This window comes from Shewanella electrodiphila (assembly GCF_023283985.1).
GTDB classification, from domain to species: domain Bacteria; phylum Pseudomonadota; class Gammaproteobacteria; order Enterobacterales; family Shewanellaceae; genus Shewanella; species Shewanella electrodiphila.
Genome location: NZ_JAKIKU010000002.1, coordinates 412,245 through 435,216 on the forward strand (window position 1 = coordinate 412,245; position 22,972 = coordinate 435,216).

The window sequence follows — 22,972 nt, forward strand, 5'->3', positions numbered from 1 at the left end:
ACGGTTTATGATAAACCGTTTCGATGACGAATTTATTGCGCAGCTGATTTAATGAGTTCTTCAGGGTTATCAATATCATCAGTCTGCGAACCTGTTTCTTCCGCTAACGCTTCCGTTTGTTCTAACTCTAACTCCAGTTGTTTGGTCTGATTATCTACCCAAACCAGGGTGTCATAATAACGGCGAATATTATCCACGTAATGCACAGCTTCACTGCCTCTAGCATAGCCATAACGTGTGTGCTGATAATACTTACGTTGCTGTAATAAGGGTAAGACTTGTTTTACATCGCGCCATGCGCTGGGATCTTTTCCCATACCTTGGGTAATTTTACGGGCATCCTCAACATGACCTAAACCCACGTTATAGGAGGCAAGGGCAAACCAAATTCGCTGACTATCAGGAATGGACGCTGGCAATCGGTCAATCATCTTTTGCAGGTAAATCGCACCACCACGAATACTTTGCTCGGCATCAAGACGGTTATCCACCCCAACAGAGCTGGCAGTGGGCTGGGTTAACATCATCATACCGCGAACACCAGTAGGTGAGCGCGCTTTAGGGTTCCAATGTGATTCTTGATAGCCCGCTGCGGCCAGTTTTCGCCAATCTAAATTACCGGCATGTTTTTCGAATAAAGCTTGATACTCAGGCAGCACATTATCAATTGCACGAATAAACGCGCGAGTATCCACATAGTCAAAGCGCTTAACGTGGCCAAAGTACTTTTCGTTCAAGTGCTCTAGGGTGCCATTACGTTTTTGATTATGCCAAAACGACAGTAAAGCGCTCATTAATCGGTCGCTATCAAGCGGCGGTAGTAACCACACCACTTCAGTTTTGTCATCAAGCACAATACCTTCACGTAGTTCAGGTAAATAGCGTTGATTGATTAGCAAGCTGTTGGAGTCGGCAATGGTATATAACACCTCACCTGAAGCCACCATAGAAAACAATTCTTCGTTATCTTTATCATCGACCTGCTGCCAGCTTAAATTAGGGTTGGTTTGCTGCAGCTTTATCACGGTATCAACGGCAGCTGATTCAGAAATGACAATGACATCACCTTGAAGCTTATTAAAGTCACGCGGTTTTAGGTTGCCAGATTTGTAAATAAGAACTTGGTTAACTTCATAAAGGGTAGGACCAAGCAAAAACTGTTCACGTCGATTTTTGGTCGTCGTAATAGCAGCAGCAACGATATCGATTTGGTTCAGACGTAAAGCTTCAAATAATTGCTGACGATTATGGTAGGGGATCATTTCTAACGGCACATCGAGATAGTCGGCAAACTTTGCCGCCATTTCATAATCAAAACCACTTTCACCTTGATCTGAGTTGAGATAGGTTTGCGAGCCGTAGAGTGTTCCTACCTTAAGAACGGTACGTTGAGGTGTTTCTTCAATGAACTCTGTTGCTTTCATATTCGCTTGATGACAAGCGCTGAGCAGCAAAGTAATTGAAATGATTGCGACGATCTTTAACAGTTTGGTCATGTCCCTCTATGGATGAAGCATGTTAGTGATGGCGAGAAATCTCAGTGAGTGTGGGCTTGTTGGCCGTTTATCCACTAATTGAAAGCCATAACGCCTCTAATGCGAGCTTCAAAGTACGATTTAAAAACAATATCTAATAAATATACTTTAGCAGTAGTTTTGTATTTCACCTAGCCCGATGAGAATCAGTGTTAAATTATACGGTTGAATTTATTAGTAAAATCGAATTTAAAAAAATTAAATACGAATGAAATGTTATTGAAATATATCGTGGGTAGATTGTGGTTTTGTTTTGATTGTTTTCGTTAACGGGAAACACTGTTCTAGCAAGCCTTCTTAGGTGATTTATAAAGTGTGATTCCCTATAATAGCGCCAATTCTTACCCTGCCAATATAATCATAAGGTGAATTGACGTGATTGAGATCATTCGCGGAGCCCCAGCACTTTCAGCTTTTAGAATCCAAAAGCTTATGGAGGCCTGTGAAACTGCAGCCCTTCCTGTTGAGCAAATCTACGCTGAGTATGTCCATTTAGCTGATATCAGTGAAAAGCTTGACGATAAAGAATATCAACAGCTTGAAACGATTTTAACCTACGGACCTGCCATTGAATCTCATGCTCCAGAAGGTTCATTATTTTTTATCACTCCTCGTCCAGGCACCATTTCTCCTTGGTCATCAAAAGCAACGGACATTGCCAAAAACTGTGGTTTAAGCAAAGTAAAACGTCTAGAACGTGGCGTTGCTTATTACGTTGCAGGCGCGTCATTGACCGCTGAGCAATTAGAGCAAGTAAAAGGCTTAATCCACGACCGTATGGTTGAAGTGATTTTACCTGAGTTTGCCGCTGCATCAGTACTGTTTGAGCGCACTGAGCCATTACCCTTCAAGAGCATCAACATTCTTGCAGAAGGTCGCCGCGCGTTAGAAGTTGCAAACACTCAACTTGGTCTTGCACTTGCAGAAGATGAAATTGATTACTTAGTGGATAATTTTGTTCGCTTAAACCGTAATCCAAACGATATTGAGCTAATGATGTTTGCCCAAGCAAACTCAGAGCATTGTCGTCATAAAATCTTCAATGCTGACTGGACTATTGATGGTCAAGTACAGCCTAAGTCATTATTTAAAATGATTAAGAACACCTTTGAAGTCACGCCAGATAACGTATTGTCAGCTTATAAAGATAATGCTGCAGTTATGAATGGTAGTGTTGCAGGTCGTTTCTTCCCAGATCAAGACGGTGTGTATAACTACCACACCGAGCCAATGCATATCTTGATGAAGGTAGAAACCCATAACCACCCAACAGCGATTAGCCCATACCCAGGTGCAGCAACGGGTTCAGGCGGTGAAATCCGTGATGAAGGTGCTACAGGCCGTGGCTCTAAACCAAAAGCGGGTTTAACAGGTTTCAGTGTTTCTAACCTTAAAATTCCAGGGTTTGTCCAACCATGGGAAGGCGATTACGGCAAACCTAGCCGTATTGTTACGCCACTAGAAATCATGACTGAAGGCCCATTAGGCGGTGCAGCATTTAACAATGAGTTTGGTCGTCCTGCGTTAGTGGGTTATTTCCGTACTTACGAGCAAGAAGTCTCAAGCCATAACGGCGTTGAAGTCCGTGGTTACCACAAGCCAATTATGCTTGCTGGTGGTTTAGGTAACATCCGTGAAGACCATGTTCAAAAAGGCGAAATCACTGTAGGCGCTAAGCTTATCGTATTAGGTGGCCCTGCAATGAACATTGGTTTAGGCGGCGGCGCTGCTTCATCAATGGCATCAGGTCAATCTAGCGAAGATTTAGATTTTGCTTCAGTACAACGTGAAAACCCAGAAATGGAACGTCGTTGTCAAGAAGTGATCGATCGCTGCTGGCAGATGGGTGACGACAACCCAATTCAATTTATTCACGATGTGGGCGCTGGCGGATTATCAAATGCCTTCCCTGAACTTGTGAATGATGCAGACCGAGGCGCACTATTTAACTTACGTAACGTGCCTTCAGATGAGCCTGGCATGAGCCCACTTGAGATTTGGTGTAATGAATCACAAGAGCGCTATGTTATGTCTGTAGCGCCAGAGAATTTAGAAACCTTCAGAAAAATTTGTGAGCGTGAACGCGCGCCGTTCTCTGTAGTGGGTGATGCCACTGAAGAGCAGCACCTAACGCTTGAAGATAGCCATTTTGACAACAAGCCAATTGATTTACCGCTTGAAGTACTTTTAGGTAAAGCGCCTAAAATGAGCCGTGATGTGGTTTCAGCAAAAGCTGAATCACCTGCGCTTAATCAAGCAGGTATTGATGTTAAAGATGCAGTATCACGCATTTTACATTTACCAACCGTTGCTGATAAGTCATTCCTTATCACCATTGGTGACCGCTCTGTAACGGGTTTAGTTAACCGTGATCAAATGGTTGGCCCTTGGCAGGTACCTGTTGCCGATTGCGCAGTGACGGCATCAAGCTTTGATAGCTACGCCGGTGAAGCAATGTCTATCGGTGAGCGTACGCCGCTGGCACTACTTGATTTTGGCGCATCAGCACGTATGGCTGTAGCAGAATCAATTTTGAACATTGCTGGTACTGACATTGGTTCATTCAAAGACATTAAGTTATCAGCTAACTGGATGTCTGCAGCAGGTCACCCAGGTGAAGATGCTGGTCTTTATGAAGCAGTAAAAGCAGTCGGTGAAGAGTTATGTCCTGAGCTTGAGTTAACTATCCCAGTGGGTAAAGACTCAATGTCTATGAAGACAGCTTGGAATGACGAAGGTCAAGACAAAACTGTAACTTCACCAATGTCATTGGTTATCACTGCATTCGGCGTGGTAAAAGACATTCGCCATACTGTGACACCAGAACTTCGCACCAACAAAGGTGAGACTGAGCTGTTATTAGTTGATTTAGCGAAAGGTCAAAACCGTTTAGGTGGTTCTTGTTTAGCGCAAGTATTCAGCCAACTTGGTGATGTAGCGCCAGATCTTGATGATGCAGCAAGCTTACGTGGCTTCTTTGAAGTGATTCAGCCATTAGTCGCTGATCAAAAAGTGATTGCATACCATGACCGCAGTGACGGTGGTTTATTCACCACACTTGTTGAAATGGCATTTGCGGGTAACACAGGTCTGAACATTGATCTTAGCGGATTAAAAGGTAACGACTTAGAGCGTTTATTTAATGAAGAGCTAGGTGCGGTTATTCAGGTATCTAAAGCAGAAAGCGCAGATATCAAAGCACAATTCAACGCCGCTGGTGTTGATTGTCATAGCGTTGCCACTTTAACATCTGACGACCAGATTACCGTTGTTGATGGTGAGCGTGCAGTATTCAGTGACTCTCGTGTTGCACTTCGCACTATGTGGTCAGAAACCACTTACCGTATGCAAGCGATGCGTGATAACCCTGAGTGTGCTAAAGAAGAGTTTGAACTTAAGCAGCAGGCTAAAGACCCAGGTCTTACGGTTGAATTAGGTTTTAATCCAAGTGAAGACGTTGCCGCGCCGTTCATCTTAAAAGGCGCAGCGCCTAAGATGGCGATTATCCGTGAGCAAGGTGTTAACTCTCACGTTGAAATGGCAGCTGCATTTGATCGCGCAGGTTTTGAAAGCCGCGATGTTCATATGTCAGACATTCTATCTGGTCGCATTAGTCTTGAAGAATTCCAAGGCCTAGTGGCTTGTGGTGGTTTCTCTTATGGTGATGTTTTAGGTGCAGGTGAAGGTTGGGCTAAATCAATCTTATTTAACGACCGTGCTCGCAGTGAGTTCTCACGTTTCTTTGAGCGTGATGCCACATTAGCATTGGGCGTATGTAATGGTTGTCAGATGTTATCTAACCTGAAAGAAATCATTCCAGGTAGCGAGCATTGGCCACACTTTGTTCGTAACCGTTCAGAGCGTTTCGAAGCACGTGCAAGCTTAGTTGAAGTGCAAAAGAGTCCTTCAATCTTCTTCGAAGGAATGGAAGGTTCACGCATGCCAATCGCCGTATCACACGGTGAAGGTCGCGCTGAGTTTAAGTCTGTCGAAGCCTTAGCAGCAGCTGAAGCATCAGGTACAGTGGCACTGCGTTATGTTGACGGTAATGGTCAAATCGCAACGCAATACCCACAAAACCCAAATGGTTCGCCAAATGCAATCACTGCACTAACGACAACAGATGGTCGAGTAACAATCATGATGCCGCATCCAGAGCGTGTATTCAGAACCGTTGCTAACTCTTGGCACCCAGATGAGTGGGCCGAAGACAGCCCGTGGATGCGCATGTTCCGTAATGCACGGGTTAAGTTAGGATAATTTGAAATTATCCTAATATGAGTTAACAGCAAAAAGGCGACCAAATGGTCGCCTTTTTTATTGGCTTTGATAAATGTTGTCTTTTATTAAGCTTCAACAGATCCATTTGTGCTATGTATTACTGAATGTGATCTCCAATTTTTCATCAACAAGTGAACATAATTTATCTATCACTATCTTTAATTGAATATATAATTGAGTACCAATAGAATCTAACTTCTTTGATAATATTTTTAGGTTGGTCTTAGTAGAGTTTTCGTCAAAAATAGCCAATGCTGATTTAGCAGGGTTATACAAAATTTGTAAAAAAAGTTTTAAGCTCGTATTGTTTTTAATTAATGTGTTAATTTCGATGCATATGAGGGTATAACTTTCTATTAGATACATAATAGCCTCAGTTTCAACCCTCAATTCACTCGCAAGCCAAGACATAGGAATTATCTTTTGTGACTCATATTCAGCATTTGCTACTTTTTCTTCAATAAGAATCTCAAAAACTATTTTTCTTATAAGTTGTTCAATTTCAGTTAAGTAGATATATCCATTTTTATTAATCTCTGAAACTTCTAAAGTAGTAACTTTAGATATTGCTTTTGCTGTGTTTTTTTCTTTATTAAATATTGATTCAATTGGAAATATATGAACTTCTCGATATTTTATTAATAGATTCGTAAATTCACTTTTATAGTATTCCATATCCATATTTTTCTCAGTATTCTTCTGACATAATTTATTTTTGGACAACTTAGTCTATCTTATTAGAGCATTAAAAGAGCAAACTGGTTAAGCCTATTATCAAATTAAAATCATTTTTAATGGTTAAGCAAACCTTTTCTCGACTAGGTTAAAGAGGGGCACTACTTCAATCTAATCCATTGCCTGCCGCAGGCTTATGTGCAGATACAACTGCGAGACGCTGCAAGTACGTCCATGTAAGCTCTGCCAAAACATCCATGTTTTGGAAGCTCGCTGCCGCATCTACACTGGGATTAATATCTCTTCGATTTGACTTTATTCGTGGCAATTAAAAGATAAAAAATACAAATCTAAAAGGCACCATTTGAATTGAGGTCGTTGAAGAAAATAGCGTGAGCCTGACAGGACGTCAGGCTAGCTTTCGCGGTGCAGGGATGCACCATCGGAAGCGTTAGCATTTTCGAATAAGGCCGAAGCAGTCTACAAGCGACGTTGAAAGTTGGATCTATCCCCATTGAAAACATGCGCTTTTCAGCATTTTTCGTTAGGGGCGGCAGGGTGATCCAAGAGGGTATTGCTGTTGATACCCTTTGGGTCTGGTGTGGGCGAAGCGCCACGACCTTGATTAAGATCTTGATTTAGATTCTATTCAAACCTAGAAATCATTAGCTAACTAAAGCTGCTAACAAGCTTTGGGGAAAAATTGAGTTACCAGCATCAGCTTTCTTCTTCTTCTTCAGTATTGGCTTTGTTACTGATAATCATACCTTCAATCTAATCCATTACCTGTCGGCACTGCGAAAACAAATATCATCCATGTTAAACGGCCAGTTCGACATCCATGCCTCTCGCTCATAGCGTTTAACACTGTGAAACTTCGCCATGTTTTCGAAGGTCTTGAACGCATCTGCACTGAGATTATTGTTTCTTCATTTATCTTTTTTGTGGAAATTTAAAACAGAAAAATCAGAGTTCCCTAAACACGTTGTCGCTAATAAATAAGGAAAATATACCGCCATAAAAGATAAGTTATTAAAAATTGTAATTTTTCTCTACTGTGGTTTGTTCCTTTTGATTGTTTGACCAAAGGGTAGTTCCTCCAATAAAGTGGTCACAATTATCAAGGTTTTTGGTATGGTATTAAGGTTGAATAACCAATAGGTTTAAGACGTTATCGCTCATATGTTCAATAGTTCTACCAAAAGATAAAGCATACTAAAAAAATCATTCCAGAAACTGGCCAGCTAATTCAGTTAAGTATTTATAATCTGGTAGCGAGTCTCCTCCGTTACCTAAAAAAATAATATAGGCATTTTTATCAGGATTGACGACAAAAAAGGTGCGAAAACCATCATTTCCGCCAGAGTGATGATAAACGTCAGATGTGGGGCTAATAAATGCACCATAGCCATAAGAGTTTTCAGAACCGGCAAGTGAAGGTGTGTGCCGTGCAAGCATTAGGTCTAGTGTATCTGCTGCTACTATGTCGTTAGATATTAGTCCGCTAAGAAATTTATGCATATCCTCCAATGAACTTACTTGGCCGGCAGTACCAGTTGCATGAAATTCTTCCCCGAAAATATCTGTGGTGTTAGCATGGTTTAGCGCATCGGTTTGTCTGATAAAAGCACTTTCATCAAGCACATAGCTGTTTTGCATATCCATTGGCACGAATATGTGTTGATTTAGATAGTCAGCAAAAGTTAACCCACTCACTCTGTTGATAATTTCTGCCAAAAGCACATAACCTGTATTACTGTAATCTCCATTTGTACCTGGCTCAAATTCCAAACGACTGTGAGTGATAAAGTAACTCAATATATTTTGATTATTAATACCGTTAGGTAAAATTTTTTGGGCGTTTAAATCATTGGCAAAATCTGGAATACCTGATTGATGGCTTAATAAATGATGAATAGTAATGTCTTGCCAGTCTGGCGAAAGCTCAGGTAAATATTGAAGTATAGAGTCATCAAGAAGCAAAAGACCTTGCTCAAATAACAGCATAGTTGCCACTGCCGTAAACGTTTTGCTAATGGAAGCAAGGCGAAAGCCCGTTTCATAGTTTATTGGTAGGGCGTTTTTTTTGTTAGCCAAACCTTTTGAGCGTTGATATTTTATTACGCCATTTTGAACTACCATCATCGTCAAGCCAGCCTCACTGTCTGACAAGTTAGTGTCTAATGCAATATCAAGGGTTTCTTGTAAAGTCCCTTTAAGGCCAGTTTTGATTGTAGAGTTATCGTCAGATTGACATCCACAAATGGCTAAAAAAATAGTGATAAATACAATAATCTTCGTTAAACGTACAATAATCATCCTAGATCCTTTATTTATGTAGTAACGGTTTAGGTAAATTATTTAGCCGATTGAGTGCAGACACAATATTGGGCAGGTATAGATCATCTAAAGAGTAGAGTTACTGACCGAAGTATATCTGTAACTTATTGTTATAAAATAATATATTCATTTAGTTCTACTCTAGTGATATATTGCTTTATTCTTGAACGGTAGAGCTATTTACAAGGAAGTTTTAAAAAGTGGCCTTTTTACATCGATTATACCCCGCTCAAATCTCACATCGCATTTCTTTCCTTGTGCTCGTCATGCTCATCCTTTCTCTTTTTAGTATTTGGTCAAAGAATGATTCAAGCTCATTAGATGGAGAACATACTGTTTCTGTTGAATATACTGTAGCTATGAAGCGTTTTTCTAACCATGAAGACGCACCGTGGTTGAAAGATAATAAACAGTTTGAGTTAATACAAAACAGCAATTTTAACTTGAAGTCTAAGCCTTTTGCTTGGCTGAAAATAAGCAACGTTGACGGAGCTTTGTCACCATCAAGCAGAGTACTGATCAACATTAAAAGAAACAATATATTCACCCCTATAAAACTGTATCACTTTGATGGCACCTTATGGCAACAGCGTTCATTTGTTTCTATTGATAACAGTTATAAAGATCTTGTTGCTGTAATGCCGTCATCCATTGAAAGTCCTGTAGTTTACGTTCAATTGTCAGGTCGATATTTACGAGGCAATGTGCAGTTATTGAATGATTCAGAGCTTATCAGGCAAAGTAAGACAGACTCGATAATTGATGGTGTTTACTTTGGCATTCTGGCTTTATTTATTTTCTTCAACCTAATTATTTACAAAGTATTCAATAGAGTCAGTCATTTATCATACTCGTTACTATTGACCGTGACTTTTATCTGGATAGCTTCAGGTCAAGGCTGGATATCTTTCTTCAATGAACAGTTAACGACTGTGCCGGTGTTCACGCCTAATTCACTTGGTATTTTATTTTCATTCGCCATAGCATTGTTTTCTAGACAATTTTTGCAGATGAAAGTGATAAACCCCAAAATCAATAAAGTACTTTATTACAATCAACTATTGGCTATAGCCTTTTGGTTTTTGTATATAGTCACTTATCAGTCGTTGCCTCATTTTATTTTTCAACTTGGCTATGTGCTTTGCTCTATAAATACATTAGTCATTCTGCTTGGTAGTATTTTAGGCGCTATAGCCGGAATTTACAGAGGACGAAATAATGCCAAACTATATTTGTTGGCAATGATTGTTTTGATCTCGGTAGCTATTTCAATGTCCTTATCAGCATCTGGACTAGTAAACATTTCGTTTAGTTGGCGTACCTTTCAGCTAGCTTCGGTTTTAGAAGTTATAATTTTGTCGATAGGATTTGTGGTAGAGCATTATCAGAAGCATAGAGAACTTGAAGAAATAGAGCATAAAATAAAGGATCTTGAGAGTGAACTTAAAACATACAAAATCGACACAAACTCTCTTAAATCTAATATAAGCGATAATCTCGTTGATTCTCAGTTGATTCCCGTATTAGCTAAAGTTTTGCCTATTCTGCCGCATTTACTTTGGGTAAAAGCTGATGGAAACTACTGTGTTGCAAGCTATAAGAATGAAAACAGCACAGACGAACAGTTTATTGATTGTAATCTTCAGTTATTACTCGACAGTATAGGAGATGAAAAATTACTGAGGTGCCACAAATCGTACCTAGTAAATTTATCACAGCCTTATCAACTCACTAGACGCACATCAGCAGATTACGATCTTGTCATAGGCGAACACAGAGTTCCAATCGGAAGAAAATACTTATCAATGGTTCGCAAGGCTTTTAAATCAAGCGAGCAATATTAATTTGTATTGAATCACCACCCTAGAAAGTACAGTAGTTTTAGCAACTGTTTAAGAATTCGCTTGAGTAGTTTACAGAATAAGGATGTGAATTCGAGGTAGCTTTAGGCTCAAAGTTAGCATCAAGTGATGCAAGGTCAACAGCAGCAATGAGCTTTAACCAGCCGCACAAGTGAGTATATTTTTTGGGCTCGTATTACCCTATATATGCTCCTGAATGTGCAAAGGCTTAATGTCCGCTATTGGCTAATTGCTGCCGTTAAATCTTAACGGTCAATATCTGGTTCGCTCAAAGCTGAATTTTAGAACATTTACGTTAAACATAATGGGGAATAAACGAGTTACCAGCAATTCTATACTTCATTTATATTGGCTCAGTTACAGCAGACCATCACTTCAATCTAATCTATTGCCTGCTGCAGGTGCTGTATAGGATATACGAATGTCGCAATCACATGGTCAATGATGTTCCCGACATCATAATGACATTTCCCATATCCCTATGGGTCAGATGTGAAAGAGTGACCTTATGTGCAAGCACGACTGTGACACGCTGCATTGTTTATTAAAATCAAAACGTCCATGTAAGCTCTGCCAAAACATCCATGTTTTGGCCATATTTGTTCCCTACAAATAATGACATTTCCGCCATCCTTGGCAGTCAGAAGCTCGCTGCTGCATCTACACTGGGTTTATTGTCTCTTCGATTTAACTGTATTCGTGACAATTTAAAGAGCTAAAAAGCTCAAGTTGTATAGGTGTTTCGATCTTCTAAGAATGCACAATTTGAATTGAGGTAAGCAAGAAAGTCGCGTGAGTCCAGACAAGGATGTCTGGCTAGCTTTCGAGGGGAAGGGTCACTCCTTGGCATCCATGCCATCGTGACATTCATAATTCCATTTACTTCAGACGCCCCATCGTGAGCGTTAGTGATTTTTGTCGCTTGCCGAAGCGGATTCAAAATGAAGTTTAAAGCTGGATCATTCTCCGTTGGAAATTTTTCTGTTTAAATTTCGTCGGAGCGGCAAGGGATATCGAAAAGGGAAATGCTGTTGTTTCCCTTTCGTCTGGTGTGGGCGAAGCGCCACGACCTTGATTAAGATCTTGATTTAGAGTTAGATTCTATTCAAATCTAGAAATCATTAGCTGACTAAAGCTGCTAACAAGCTTTGGGGAAAGATTGAGTTACCTGCATCAGCTTTGTACTTCATCAGTATTGGCTTTATTGAGTTTATTGTCTCTTTGGTTTTGCTTAATTGTTGGTAACTTAAGAGTTAAAGCGCAAGTGCTTATGTCATCGAATGAGGCATCAAACATTTCAATACCAACTTTATCTCACTTGGATATTGTCGTGTTATTTAGTCACTGTGTACTGATATGGGTTTTTCTTAGTAATAAAAAGGCTTCTAAGCTGGTCATATAACCTGAGGTAAACTCTAAACTGAAAACGACTGTTCAAGCTAAAGTTAAAGGACTATTCTAATATAGAATGGTAGTGAAAAAGGGAAAGAATAAGGGAATGAATGTGTTTTGGAATTCGATCAATAAGAAGGTAATGTTTGGCTACGTTGCAATACTAATAACAGTGATATTTGCTGGTTCTTTTCTTTATCAACAAAGTAATCAAATAAGCAAAACTAGTGATAAATTTATTGGCGTCATTTTGCCAGAATTACAATCATTTGAGGCGATTACTAATCAGTTAAACTCTTTGCAATTGGCTGCTTTCGCTTTTTATGGAACAACGATTAATAGTGATGAATTTAACGATAAGTATGCTAATGCACAAGATCACCTCATAGAGCAGGTCGCTCGATTTAACTCTGATAAAACAACCAATACATTGTCTCCTAGTGTTTTTGAAACTTTCTACCAGACTATCGACACTTTAAGCTTAGCAATGAGCCAATCATCTGTTGATTGGGATCTCGCGAGGCTGCAGCTTGAATATATGCAAGCTGCCAGAGAAGATCTTGATTTAATCTTTGATGCAGCGAGGCAACAAGTCAATTCAAGAGCCACTGAGCAGTCAAGCTATATTCAGTTGCAAGTAACTAAGATGCATCAATCAATCCTCTTTGTTAGTTTAGTTATTCTTCTTATCATTACGATAGCCTTCTATATTTCTCGCAAAGGAATTGTCATACCTGCGAAAGATCTTTCCGAACAATTGCGTGGAGTCACATCAAAATTGGATTTGACTCAACAGATTCGAGTGTCAACGAAAGATGAGCTTGCAGAAATTGCAGAAGCCCTTAATTTATTATTGTCTACTTTTAGGAATAACGTTGATACCAGTAAAGACTCTGCACAGGGTGTGTCGAACGCAGCGCAGAGCCTTGAGCGATTATCGGGTACTGTTAAAACCGAAATAGAACATTTTTCTCAAGATATTAGCGAGTTAAACCAGCTGGTTAGCACCGTAGAAGTCAACATTGTAGAAGCGGTAGATAAATCTCAGGAAGCATCTGTAGTGGCATTGTCTGGCGCGAATCAAGCAGAGTCAGGCGCTGAAATTGTTAATCAAGCCGCACAAGGAATTAATGAATTAAGCCACGATCTTGAGTTATCAAGTGTCATGTTGCTTGAACTTAAAGCTTCAGGCGATCAAGTGAGTGCCGTTGTGAAAACGATTGCGGAAATTGCAGAGCAAACTAACTTATTAGCATTGAACGCTGCTATCGAGGCTGCTCGTGCTGGTGAGTCTGGGCGAGGCTTTGCTGTGGTAGCGGATGAAGTCCGATTACTAGCGACGCGCACGCACGATTCGACTCATCAAATAAATACCATTTTAGCCACTATTGTCCAATCAATCACCGGTGTTGTCACCTCGATGGAATCAAACCAATCTAAAGCTAACACAACGGTTAAGGCTGTAGACAATACAGTCACATCATTGGAAGAACTTCGCCAAACAATATTAAAACTCAGTGACGACAATCAAGGGCTTGCACAACTAACTCAAAGTAACCAAGACGTACTTATGAACATGCGTGAGAACATAGCAAATGTGGTCAGCTCTAATTCTACGATTGAAAGGGGAGGGGAAGATATGCACCAAGCATCGAATTTATTAATGGAATTATCTGCATCACTCAATACCGTTTCGAATAAGTTTAAATCCTAATGTCATATTAAATAACAAATAATATCCATGATAAACGGTTAGTTCGGCACCATACATTTCGCTCAGAGCGTCTCACATCATGAAGCTTCGCTATGTTTTGGTCATTTGTTCCTGATAACAATGCTATTCGCGCCATCCTTGGCAGTCAGAAGCTCGCTGCTGCATCTACACTGGGTTTATTGTCTCTTCGATTTGACTGTATTTGTGTCAATGATAAGCATAAAAAGAACTAACTATAAAAATCTAAAAGACTCAATTTTAATTGAGGTAAGCAAGAAAATTACGTGAGTCCAGACATGGATGTCTGGCTAGCTTTCGAGGGGAAGGGATGCCCCATCGTAAGCGTTAGTGATTTTTGTAGCTTGCCGAAGCGGACTCAAAATGAAGTTTAAAGCTGGAACATTCTCCGTTGGAAATTTTGCTGTTTAAATTTCGCCGGAGCTGCGGGGTGTTCTAAGAGGGAGTCGCAGTTCACTCCCTTTTAGTCTGGTGTGGGCGAAGCGCCACGACCTTGATTAAGAGCTTGATTTAGATTTAGATTCTATTCAAATCTAGAAATCATTAGCTGACTAAAGCTGCTAACAAGCTTTGGGGAAAAATTGAGTTACCAGCATCAGCTTTGTTCTTCTTCAGTATTGGCTTTATTACTGACAACCATACCTTTAATCTATCCATTACCTGTCGGCACTTCGAAAACAAATATCATCCATGTTAAACGGCCAGTTCGACATCCATGCCTCTCGCTCATAGCGTTTCACACTGTGAAACTTCGCCATGTTTTCGAAGGTCTTGAACGCATCTGCACTGAGATTATTGTCTCTTCATTTATCTTGTTTGTGGAAATTTAAAACAGAAAAATCAGAGTTTCCTAAACACGTTGTCGCTAATAAATAAGGAAAATATATCCCCATAAAAGATAAGTTATTAAAAATTGTAATATTTTTCTACTGTGGTATGTTCTTTTTTCATTATTAGAGTGAGTTGAAGGTTAAGGATAACAGAATGATAAGAGTCATTTTTGCAGCTCTGGTTTTATTACCTAGCTTGGTAAATGCAAAGCAAGATATACAAAGTCTAAATGCACGTGTTAAACAGAAGACTGAGGTAATGGTCTTAGGAACGATGCATTTAAAAAGCATTAAAGAAGAGATCGACCTGTCTGAAATTAGAGGTTATTTAGGTAAATTTAAACCAACAGCTATTGCAGTCGAATCACTTCGAGGTGAAGATATTTTTACAATGCTTAATGGCTCTGTTGAATATCATGAAACTTTAACAAACTTTGTGGGTGATGAACTACTTGGTATCGCAAAAAAAGAACAATCATCATTAGGACTTTCTGCCTCTGAAGCAATATATAAAATGAATCAGTTTGAAATAGTAGATAATTTGTCCGATGAAAAGCGAATCGAACTTATAAGACTATCTATTGCAGGCTACTACCCTGATACAGCAACACTCCAATGGTTAAAATTAACAGAAAATGACACTTCTCAATTGTCCACAGATTTAAAAACCTACCTCCGTGCGCGTGCTACAAAAAATAATGAAACACTCAATATCGCAATTAACTTAGCGTTAAGTGAGGGGATAAATACGATCTACCCTATTGATGACCATCTTGATAAGGATATGTACCAAGACATGGTTAAAAAGTTAATGCCATCCTATAGCAAATCCCAAGCAGGAAATGAACTTCAAAAAAGTACGCTTATAACTAAATCTCAATCATTGCAAAAACACGCTATACAAACAGGGGATTGGCTGCCTTTATACCTTTGGTTAAATAGCCCTGAACAAAGTTCTCAAGTTATTGGGCAAGAGTGGAGTATTTTTGTTGATAAAGATTTAGAGGTTGAGCCAGCATTAGCTAGAGTTGCTTTATGGGAAGTTAGAAACCTAAATATGGTGTCTAACATAATGAGAGTGGTAGCGAGTGAGATTGGCGGACGAATTGTCATTATTGTAGGTGCATCTCATCGGGTATTTTTCGAAGAATACCTTTCAAAAATGATAGGTGTTGAAGTCATACCGTTTTCTGATTTTGCATCTGAATAAATGGCAGATTTTATAATTGGATTATCGATATGTTGCCAAGAATACTTAATGTCTTAAAAAGTTTTGGCTTTTTTAATGTTCAAATTGAATGGCAATAAACGGGAGAATTGGGCAAGTATGACAACATGAAACATCACATCGGCTGCTTAACTCAACTCAGCTTAACTCGAATCATTTCACAACCAAAGTTGATCAATAACTCTATATCAAACGTATGTTTGAATATCTTTTACTTTAGATATAAAAAATACAGTGAGAATGGCATTAAAAAGCCCCTTAGAATCGAAACTCTAAAGGGCTAGTCAAGCTCTATGTAGCAAGTGAGCTGCAAGAGCTGTTTTGCGCTAACAAAACATCAAGGGTAACGTCCAATGTCCATAACAAGCTAATTGCATGCTCAAGACATTTTCCGTTGTATTGCTGCTCAACATGGTCCCAAAGGTGTTTCCAAAATTCAGCAGCAATATAAAACTAATTAGTACGCTTGGTACATTTCAACAAAAACACGTTTGTAGCTATTGATGAAACGCTCAAATAATTTAGTCATTTTAAAATCTCCACTCAGTAATAAATTCAAATTAGTAGAGTTGGGGATGTAACTTGAAATCCATTTTGTTCAAGTCCAATCGACCTTCTCTCAACACAGGACGAATTCTATATCTGTTCAAAAAATAGCTCAAACGAATAAAATTAATCTTTACCATTATTAAAACTAATCCAATATTTGATTATTTTAATGCTTATTAATCGTTATTTTGATATTTTGTTATTTAAATTAACTAGTTATGTGTTTGGCTTATTTATTTTGTAGTTAGTAAATCTATTGCAGATATGTAAAAAGTTAATTTTTGGGTTTGATAATGTTTCCATTAGTTTTAGATAGTTTAGACTTAGTGATTTTACAAAAATGTAAATAAATCCCTACCAGCTATCAGTGGTAGGGTCAACACCTAAAAGGTGGTACTTTGCGCACCTACTCAAAACCCGCAAAAAACCCATTTTTTATAAGTCATTTTGTTGATTGAGGTCAAATTTCGGTGGTATAAATTAAAGGTCTGCAGCATTTGTTGTTTGCTGTAAGTTATTGAATTTAAAAGGTAAGCTAAAAGGTAAATAATGGCAGTCGCGATCGCAGTCACGTTATATGATTAAGTGTGATGTGAGTCTCACATTATTTGTGTTTTATCTGGCTAAATTGAGTTTTCGTAGAATGTTATAAAAGCGCTTAGTTAACATTGAATTAACATGTTAAAAAGAGCATTACTTTTAAATAAAATTTTTCCTGCAATGGCACTTGTTGTGATTGATGGGAATCATCATGGCATTTGGATGTACCGAGTAAGGAGTCGCCAATGATTATTGAAGAGGTTGTAGAGCTGTCACGATTGCAGTTCGCGCTAACAGCCATGTACCACTTTCTGTTTGTACCTTTAACTTTAGGTCTAGCTTTTATTTTGGCTATTATGGAATCGCTTTATGTGATGACTGATAATCAAATCTATAAAGATATGACCAAGTTTTGGGGTAAGTTATTCGGAATTAACTTTGCACTAGGTGTTACCACCGGTTTAGCAATGGAATTCCAGTTCGGTACTAACTGGGCATATTTCTCACATTATGTGGGTGATATTTTCGGCGCACCACTCGCAATTGAAGGCTTAATGGCATTCTTCCTAGAGTCGACTCTAGTGGGTATGTTCTTCTTCGGTTGGGATCGATTCAGTAAACGTCAGCATTTAGCAGTAACTTGGTTAGTCGCCATTGCTTCTAATATGTCAGCGTTATGGATTCTGGTTGCCAACGGTTGGATGCAAAACCCTGTCGGTTCTGTGTTTAACTACGAAACCATGCGTATGGAAATGACTAGCTTCGCTGAAGTGGTATTTAACCCTGTAGCGCAAGTTAAGTTTGTTCATACAGTGGCATCTGGTTATGTAGCCGGTGCGATGTTCGTTCTAGCTATTAGTTCTTACTACATCCTTAAAGGTCGTGACTTACCGTTTGCTCGTCGCTCGTTTGCGATTGCAGCAAGTTTCGGTATGGCATCTATCCTGTCAGTTATCGTGTTAGGTGATGAATCAGGCTATAAAGTGGGTGAAGTACAACGCGTTAAGTTAGCAGCGATTGAAGCTGAGTGGCACACTGAGCCAGCTCCAGCAGCATTTACTGCGGTAGGTTTCCCAAATCAAGAGAAGATGGAAACTGACTTCGCGATTAAAATTCCTTTTGCAATGGGTATCATTGCTACGCGTTCTATCGATGAGCAAGTAACAGGGATTATCGATTTAATCGACGAGCATGAGATCCGCATTCGTAACGGTATGGTTGCTTATTCATTCCTCGAGCAGCTTAAAGCTGGCGATGAAAGCCCTGAACTGCGTGCAAACTTTGAAGCAACAAAAGGTGACTTAGGTTACGGCTTATTGCTTAAGCGTTACACTGAAAACGTGGTTGACGCGACTGAAGAACAAATTAAAGCTGCTGCCAAGGATTCTATTCCTAACGTAGCGCCAATGTTCTGGTCATTCCGTATCATGGTTGGTGCAGGTATGATTATGTTGTTTGTATTTGCCGCAGCATTCTGGCAAAGCACACGTCATAAAATTGAAGAGAAGCCTTGGGTATTACGTGCGGCGCTTTACAGCTTACCACTGCCTTGGATTGCGATTGAATGTGGTTGGTTTGTGGCTGAATACGGTCGTCAACCTTGGACTATTTCAGAAGTGCTTCCGACCTTCATGTCAGCTTCAAGTCTAACGACTTCGGATCTGTGGTTCAGTATCATTTCTATCACTGTGTTCTACTCGATTCTATTAGTGATTGAATTATTCTTAATGTTTAAGTTTGCTCGTCTAGGCCCATCAAGCCTTAAGACAGGTAGATATCATTTTGAAAACCAAGATGCTTAATCTGAGGACCTGATTATGTTTGATTATGAAATGCTAAGATTTATCTGGTGGGCTCTGATTGGCGTATTGCTAATAGGGTTCTCTGTGACCGACGGTTTTGATATGGGTGTAGGTGCGTTATTACCTGTAATTGGTAAAGACGATACTGACCGCCGTATTATGATTAATACCATTGCCCCGCACTGGGATGGTAACCAAGTTTGGTTAATTACTGCTGGTGGCGCTTTGTTTGCTGCATGGCCTATGGTTTATGGCGTATCTTTCTCTGGCTTCTATGTGGCTATGATGTTGGTACTGTTTGCCTTATTCCTACGTCCAGTAGGCTTTGATTACCGCTCTAAAATTGAAGATCCAAGATGGCGTAAGTCGTGGGATTATGCATTATGTATTGGTGGCTTCGTACCACCGCTGATTATCGGTGTTGCGTTTGGTAACTTGCTTCAAGGCGTACCGTTTGATTTTGATCAGTTCTTACGTGCAACTTACCACGGTGGTTTATTAGGCCTATTAAACCCATTTGGTTTATTAGCAGGTTTAATTGCAGCGTTTATGTTTGTGATGCAAGGTGCATCTTGGCTACAAATGAAGACTGAAGGTGAGCTTCGTGTTCGTGCGGCTAAAGCGGCACAAATTACAGGCCTTTTAGTTGCTGTGTTATTTGCTATTGCAGGTGTTTGGTTAGTAAATGGTATCGACGGTTATGTGATTACCTCTGTTATCGACACTGCTGGGCCTTCAAACCCAACGACTAAAACCGTTGCGGTTGAAGCTGGCGCTTGGTTAGCTAACTACGATAAGTACCCACTGACGATGTTATTCCCTGTATTGGGTCTGCTTATGCCAGTACTGGTTGTACTTGCTAGCCGTTTAAACCGTAGTGGTTTTGCATTCTTGTTTAGCTCATTAGCTATTGCAGGTATCATTTTGACGTGTGGCGCAGCAATGTTCCCATTCATCATGCCATCTTCTTTAGACCCGAATGTAAGCTTAACGATGTGGGATTCTACTGCGAGTAAAATTGCGCTTAATGTGATGACTTGGGCTGCAATCATTTTCGTACCGATTGTACTGAGTTATACCGCTTGGACTTATTACAAGATGTTTGGTCGCTTGAACCGTGAGTTCATCGAAAAGAACAAGACATCATTATATTAATTAAGGAGCCATTATGTGGTATTTCTCTTGGATACTAGGTGTATTACTAGCCTGTGCTTTTGGCATCATTAATGCGCTTTGGTTAGAAAACACTGAAAACTTAGATAGAATCAAAGAAGCTGATTCTGAAAAGTAATTAGTCGTTTACGCTAATATTTAAAACCCTGCCATTGTGCAGGGTTTTTTATTGGCTAAGAAAAATATGGTCGCAGGTGAAGCTATTGATATAAAGAGCGTTGAGTATATAGCGTTGTGGTTAGCCTTATGACTGCGTTATCTGCTGATACTGTGCAGCAGTAATAAATTGACCAAAACTCTCGCACCAAACGATTAAGGTGTTGTACTCAGCGACATTCACGTTAGCCGTTATCGGCACTAAAAAGTTATCGAAGGTTTTGATGTCAGCGACCTGAACCATTTCTGATTTTAAGCGATTGAAGTCAGCTTCTGTTTCTACAAATTCTTTGGCCAAATAAACTTTAAAGTCGGGACCAGGTGAGAGTTTGCCATCGAGTGCGATAAATTCATCACCGATAGTGACCGTGCCTTCGCCCCAATGTAATGCATCGCTGTCTTTTAGCTCGCGAGTAAATTGAGCGGTAAATCGCTGTTGGGCGCTAATGGATAACACTTGTTCACTACTAGGCGCTTCAGGTGCTGTCAGAATTGGCAGGGCATAAATCCCAGCGCCAAAACCAATGGCGAGCACTAAGGCATGGGTCGAGAACAATGTTGCTATGGTGCGTTTTTTCATGGGCGGCCTATATTTCCTGTCATTGTTAAGTTTTCTAATAAAAAGGCATGAACTTTTCAGCTCATGCCTTCTATAAGACCTGCATTAATAGCGATAAATTTCAATTACCCGATTAATGCATTTCAACAGCTAATCTAACCCTACATTCAAATTTTAAACGTCCCTCTAAATCTAAATACACGCTTAGACTTTAAAGAAGTTAATTTTAGTTTTTAGCTCACTAGCAAGTTCAGTTAAACCATCTGCAACCTCAACGGTTTCTCCTGCACGTTCTTGTCCTTCATTTGCTAAGGTGGATATTTGGTGTAGGTTACGGGTTATTTCATCTGCTACGGCGCTTTGCTGCTCTGTGGCACTTGCTATGCTACTGGTAAAGGTGGCTAGCTCACCGATGCTTACAGTTATTTGACTCAATTGCTGACTTGATTGAGTTCCTTGCTCGGCTGAGAAGGTGCCTAATTTATGGCTGTCTTCCATTTGCTGGGCAGTATTTTTAACCTGAGATTGCAACTGAGCAATGGTTTTACTGATTTCTGATATTGAGCTTTGGGTGCGCTGAGCAAGAGAGCGAACCTCGTCGGCAACAACAGCGAATCCTCGGCCTTGTTCGCCTGCACGTGCAGCTTCAATTGCTGCGTTAAGGGCAAGCAAATTGGTTTGCTCGGCAATACTGTTAATCACCTCAGTGACTTGGTTAATAGCTTCACTTTCTTTACTGACATTTTCAATGTTAGCTTGGCTTTCATTCAGTTGGGTTTTAAGTAAATCTAACGACTCAACCACTTCTGTTAGCTGTTGATGACCAGAGCGTGATGACTCATCCACTTGCTGGCTTTTGGTCGCGCCTTCATTTGAATGATTTGCCACATCACGAATAGAGGCTGACATTTCTTCAATAGCAGTGGCAATCTGGTTGGTTTGCATCATCAATGACTCTGATTCATCACCATTTAATCTTGCCATATCTTGGGCTTTTTGGGCTTGTGATTCTAAGCTTTCCACTGAGTGCTGCAGCGAGTCAATTAAGTCTTTTAGGTTGGTGGACATATCAGCTGCACTGGCAGTAATAAGGTCAATTTCATTATTACTGTTGGGGTCTGTTACTTCAAATTGCTGGGATAAGTCGCCTCGGCCTAATAATTGAAGTTGTTGCTGTAATTTTTGTAACGGCGCGAGGGCTTTAACTTGCAGCATCGCCAATAAACCACTGATTAAGATAATCCCCAAGGCTGCAACGCCCGCAGTAATGTATAGCAGTTGCAAGCTTTCATTATTTAGCTCAGCGGCTTCAGTTAAGCCGATTAATGTCCAGTTCCATCCTGGAATATTAATACTATTAGCAAACATGGTTTTTTGCTGATTGTTGAGGTACTCATAACTGAAATGCTGACCGAGCACTTTATTAGCATCTAGGCCATTTAAAATGTCAGGAGTAAGTGCTTCACCAACCTTAAATCTTGGGTGTGATATCAGGCGTTTGTCACTGTTTCTGACCAGCATGTAAAAACCAGACTCTTCAACCACCAGGTTGTTGATGGTTTTTTGTAGTTCAGTAATCGACTCGGTAATGTCAAAACCGATATATAAAATGCCAATGACGTCGCCAGTTTCATTTTAAATCGGGCGATAAACTGTCATGTAGTCTTTACCGAAAAGCTTGGCATAACCTTCATAGGTCTCACCCTTAATCAAAGTTTGATAACCCGGATGAGATTGACCGAGGTAGGTGACTAATGCTCTTGAGCCATCTGCTTTTTTGAGTGAAGTTGAAATTCGTAAGAAGTCATCGCCATCTTTGACAAAAATAGTCGCTGTACCGCCAGTAAGGTTTGAAAAGCGATCTACTTTACTTTTAGTCGCATTGATTTGGGCACTCTCATGGACAAGTGACGGGGTTTGGGTGCTATAGATTTTGACGCTGCGATCAGGTTTGTGAAAGTTACCTGGGTACATAGCGCGCAGAATGTCGGCATTACGGCGAGCAAGGTTTAATAAGCTGACATATTGCAACTCGATAAGTGCAGCATTACTTTGCATTTGCTCATTCATCGAGTCGATGGCTTTTTCTTTTAAAACGTTAGACGAACTGAAATAGGAGACAGAAGAAATAATACCGAATACCAGTATGGTAAGCGCTAGCGAAAAGTACGTTATTTGTTTTGTTATTGACCAACTTCGATAGTTCATGTGATAAGTTCCGAAAAAAGGATAAGTATAATCTAGTGGATATGACCCCGAATTTATTTGATTAAGATCATGGGAAGATTGAGAATTATCTAGAATTAGTAATTCAACAT

At 39.9% G+C, this 22,972-nt stretch carries 12 protein-coding genes and 1 pseudogene; 8 read left to right on the forward strand and 5 right to left on the reverse strand.

The genetic code is table 11. The features are described from left to right. Nucleotides 1-32: 32 nt before the first annotated feature. The gene (gene mltF, locus L2737_RS05335) at nt 33-1,487 is read right to left on the reverse strand and encodes a membrane-bound lytic murein transglycosylase MltF (RefSeq protein ID WP_428848378.1); all 1,455 of its coding nucleotides are present in this window, start codon (nt 1,485-1,487) and stop codon (nt 33-35) included. A gap of 426 nt (nt 1,488-1,913) precedes the next feature. On the opposite strand from mltF, the gene purL reads away from it, so the two are divergent. Next, nucleotides 1,914-5,795, forward strand: a complete 3,882-nt coding sequence (gene purL, locus L2737_RS05340) for a phosphoribosylformylglycinamidine synthase (protein ID WP_248955120.1) — start codon at nt 1,914-1,916, stop codon at nt 5,793-5,795. Nucleotides 5,796-5,906: 111 nt separating this feature from the next. Here the strand turns inward: purL and L2737_RS05345 are convergent, their stop codons facing one another. Together L2737_RS05345 and L2737_RS05350 are read right to left on the reverse strand one after the other, a co-directional pair. Next, the gene (locus L2737_RS05345) at nt 5,907-6,497 is read right to left on the reverse strand and encodes a hypothetical protein (RefSeq protein WP_248955008.1); all 591 of its coding nucleotides are present in this window, start codon (nt 6,495-6,497) and stop codon (nt 5,907-5,909) included. 1,218 nt (nt 6,498-7,715) lie between these two features. Further along, complete coding sequence (locus L2737_RS05350; protein WP_248955010.1) at nt 7,716-8,810, reverse strand: serine hydrolase domain-containing protein; 1,095 nt, start codon at nt 8,808-8,810, stop codon at nt 7,716-7,718. 221 nt (nt 8,811-9,031) lie between these two features. Here L2737_RS05350 and L2737_RS05355 point away from each other — a divergent pair, with 221 nt between their 5' ends. The 7 genes from L2737_RS05355 (at nt 9,032) to cydX (ending at nt 20,057) form a co-directional block, all read left to right on the forward strand. Continuing rightward, a complete protein-coding gene (locus tag L2737_RS05355) occupies nt 9,032-10,675 on the forward strand; it encodes a 7TM diverse intracellular signaling domain-containing protein (protein WP_248955011.1) in 1,644 nt (547 codons plus the stop codon). Nucleotides 10,676-12,197: 1,522 nt separating this feature from the next. Continuing rightward, nucleotides 12,198-13,799 (forward strand): methyl-accepting chemotaxis protein, encoded by a 1,602-nt coding sequence (locus tag L2737_RS05360; RefSeq protein WP_248955012.1) that lies wholly within the window; start codon nt 12,198-12,200, stop codon nt 13,797-13,799. Nucleotides 13,800-13,891: 92 nt separating this feature from the next. Further along, nucleotides 13,892-14,032: a hypothetical protein gene (locus L2737_RS05365; protein ID WP_248955013.1), complete on the forward strand. Its 141-nt coding sequence runs from the start codon at nt 13,892-13,894 to the stop codon at nt 14,030-14,032. Nucleotides 14,033-14,801: 769 nt separating this feature from the next. Then, the gene (locus tag L2737_RS05370) at nt 14,802-15,857 is read left to right on the forward strand and encodes a DUF5694 domain-containing protein (RefSeq protein ID WP_248955014.1); all 1,056 of its coding nucleotides are present in this window, start codon (nt 14,802-14,804) and stop codon (nt 15,855-15,857) included. A 1,352-nt stretch (nt 15,858-17,209) separates the two neighbouring features. Further along, entirely contained in the window at nt 17,210-18,766 is a 1,557-nt protein-coding gene (locus tag L2737_RS05375; protein ID WP_102529401.1) for a cytochrome ubiquinol oxidase subunit I, read from the forward strand. Between the two features lie 15 nt (nt 18,767-18,781). After that, nucleotides 18,782-19,921 (forward strand): cytochrome d ubiquinol oxidase subunit II, encoded by a 1,140-nt coding sequence (cydB, locus tag L2737_RS05380; RefSeq protein WP_248955015.1) that lies wholly within the window; start codon nt 18,782-18,784, stop codon nt 19,919-19,921. Between the two features lie 13 nt (nt 19,922-19,934). Beyond that, nucleotides 19,935-20,057 (forward strand): cytochrome bd-I oxidase subunit CydX, encoded by a 123-nt coding sequence (gene cydX / locus L2737_RS05385; protein WP_102529403.1) that lies wholly within the window; start codon nt 19,935-19,937, stop codon nt 20,055-20,057. A gap of 126 nt (nt 20,058-20,183) precedes the next feature. Here cydX and L2737_RS05390 read toward each other — a convergent pair whose 3' ends face one another. Together L2737_RS05390 and L2737_RS05395 are read right to left on the reverse strand one after the other, a co-directional pair. Further along, nucleotides 20,184-20,675, reverse strand: coding sequence for a DM13 domain-containing protein (locus tag L2737_RS05390; protein ID WP_248955016.1), 492 nt, complete (start codon nt 20,673-20,675; stop codon nt 20,184-20,186). Between the two features lie 183 nt (nt 20,676-20,858). Then, nucleotides 20,859-22,862 (reverse strand): annotated as a pseudogene (locus L2737_RS05395) (methyl-accepting chemotaxis protein). Between the last annotated feature and the right edge of the window lie 110 nt (nt 22,863-22,972).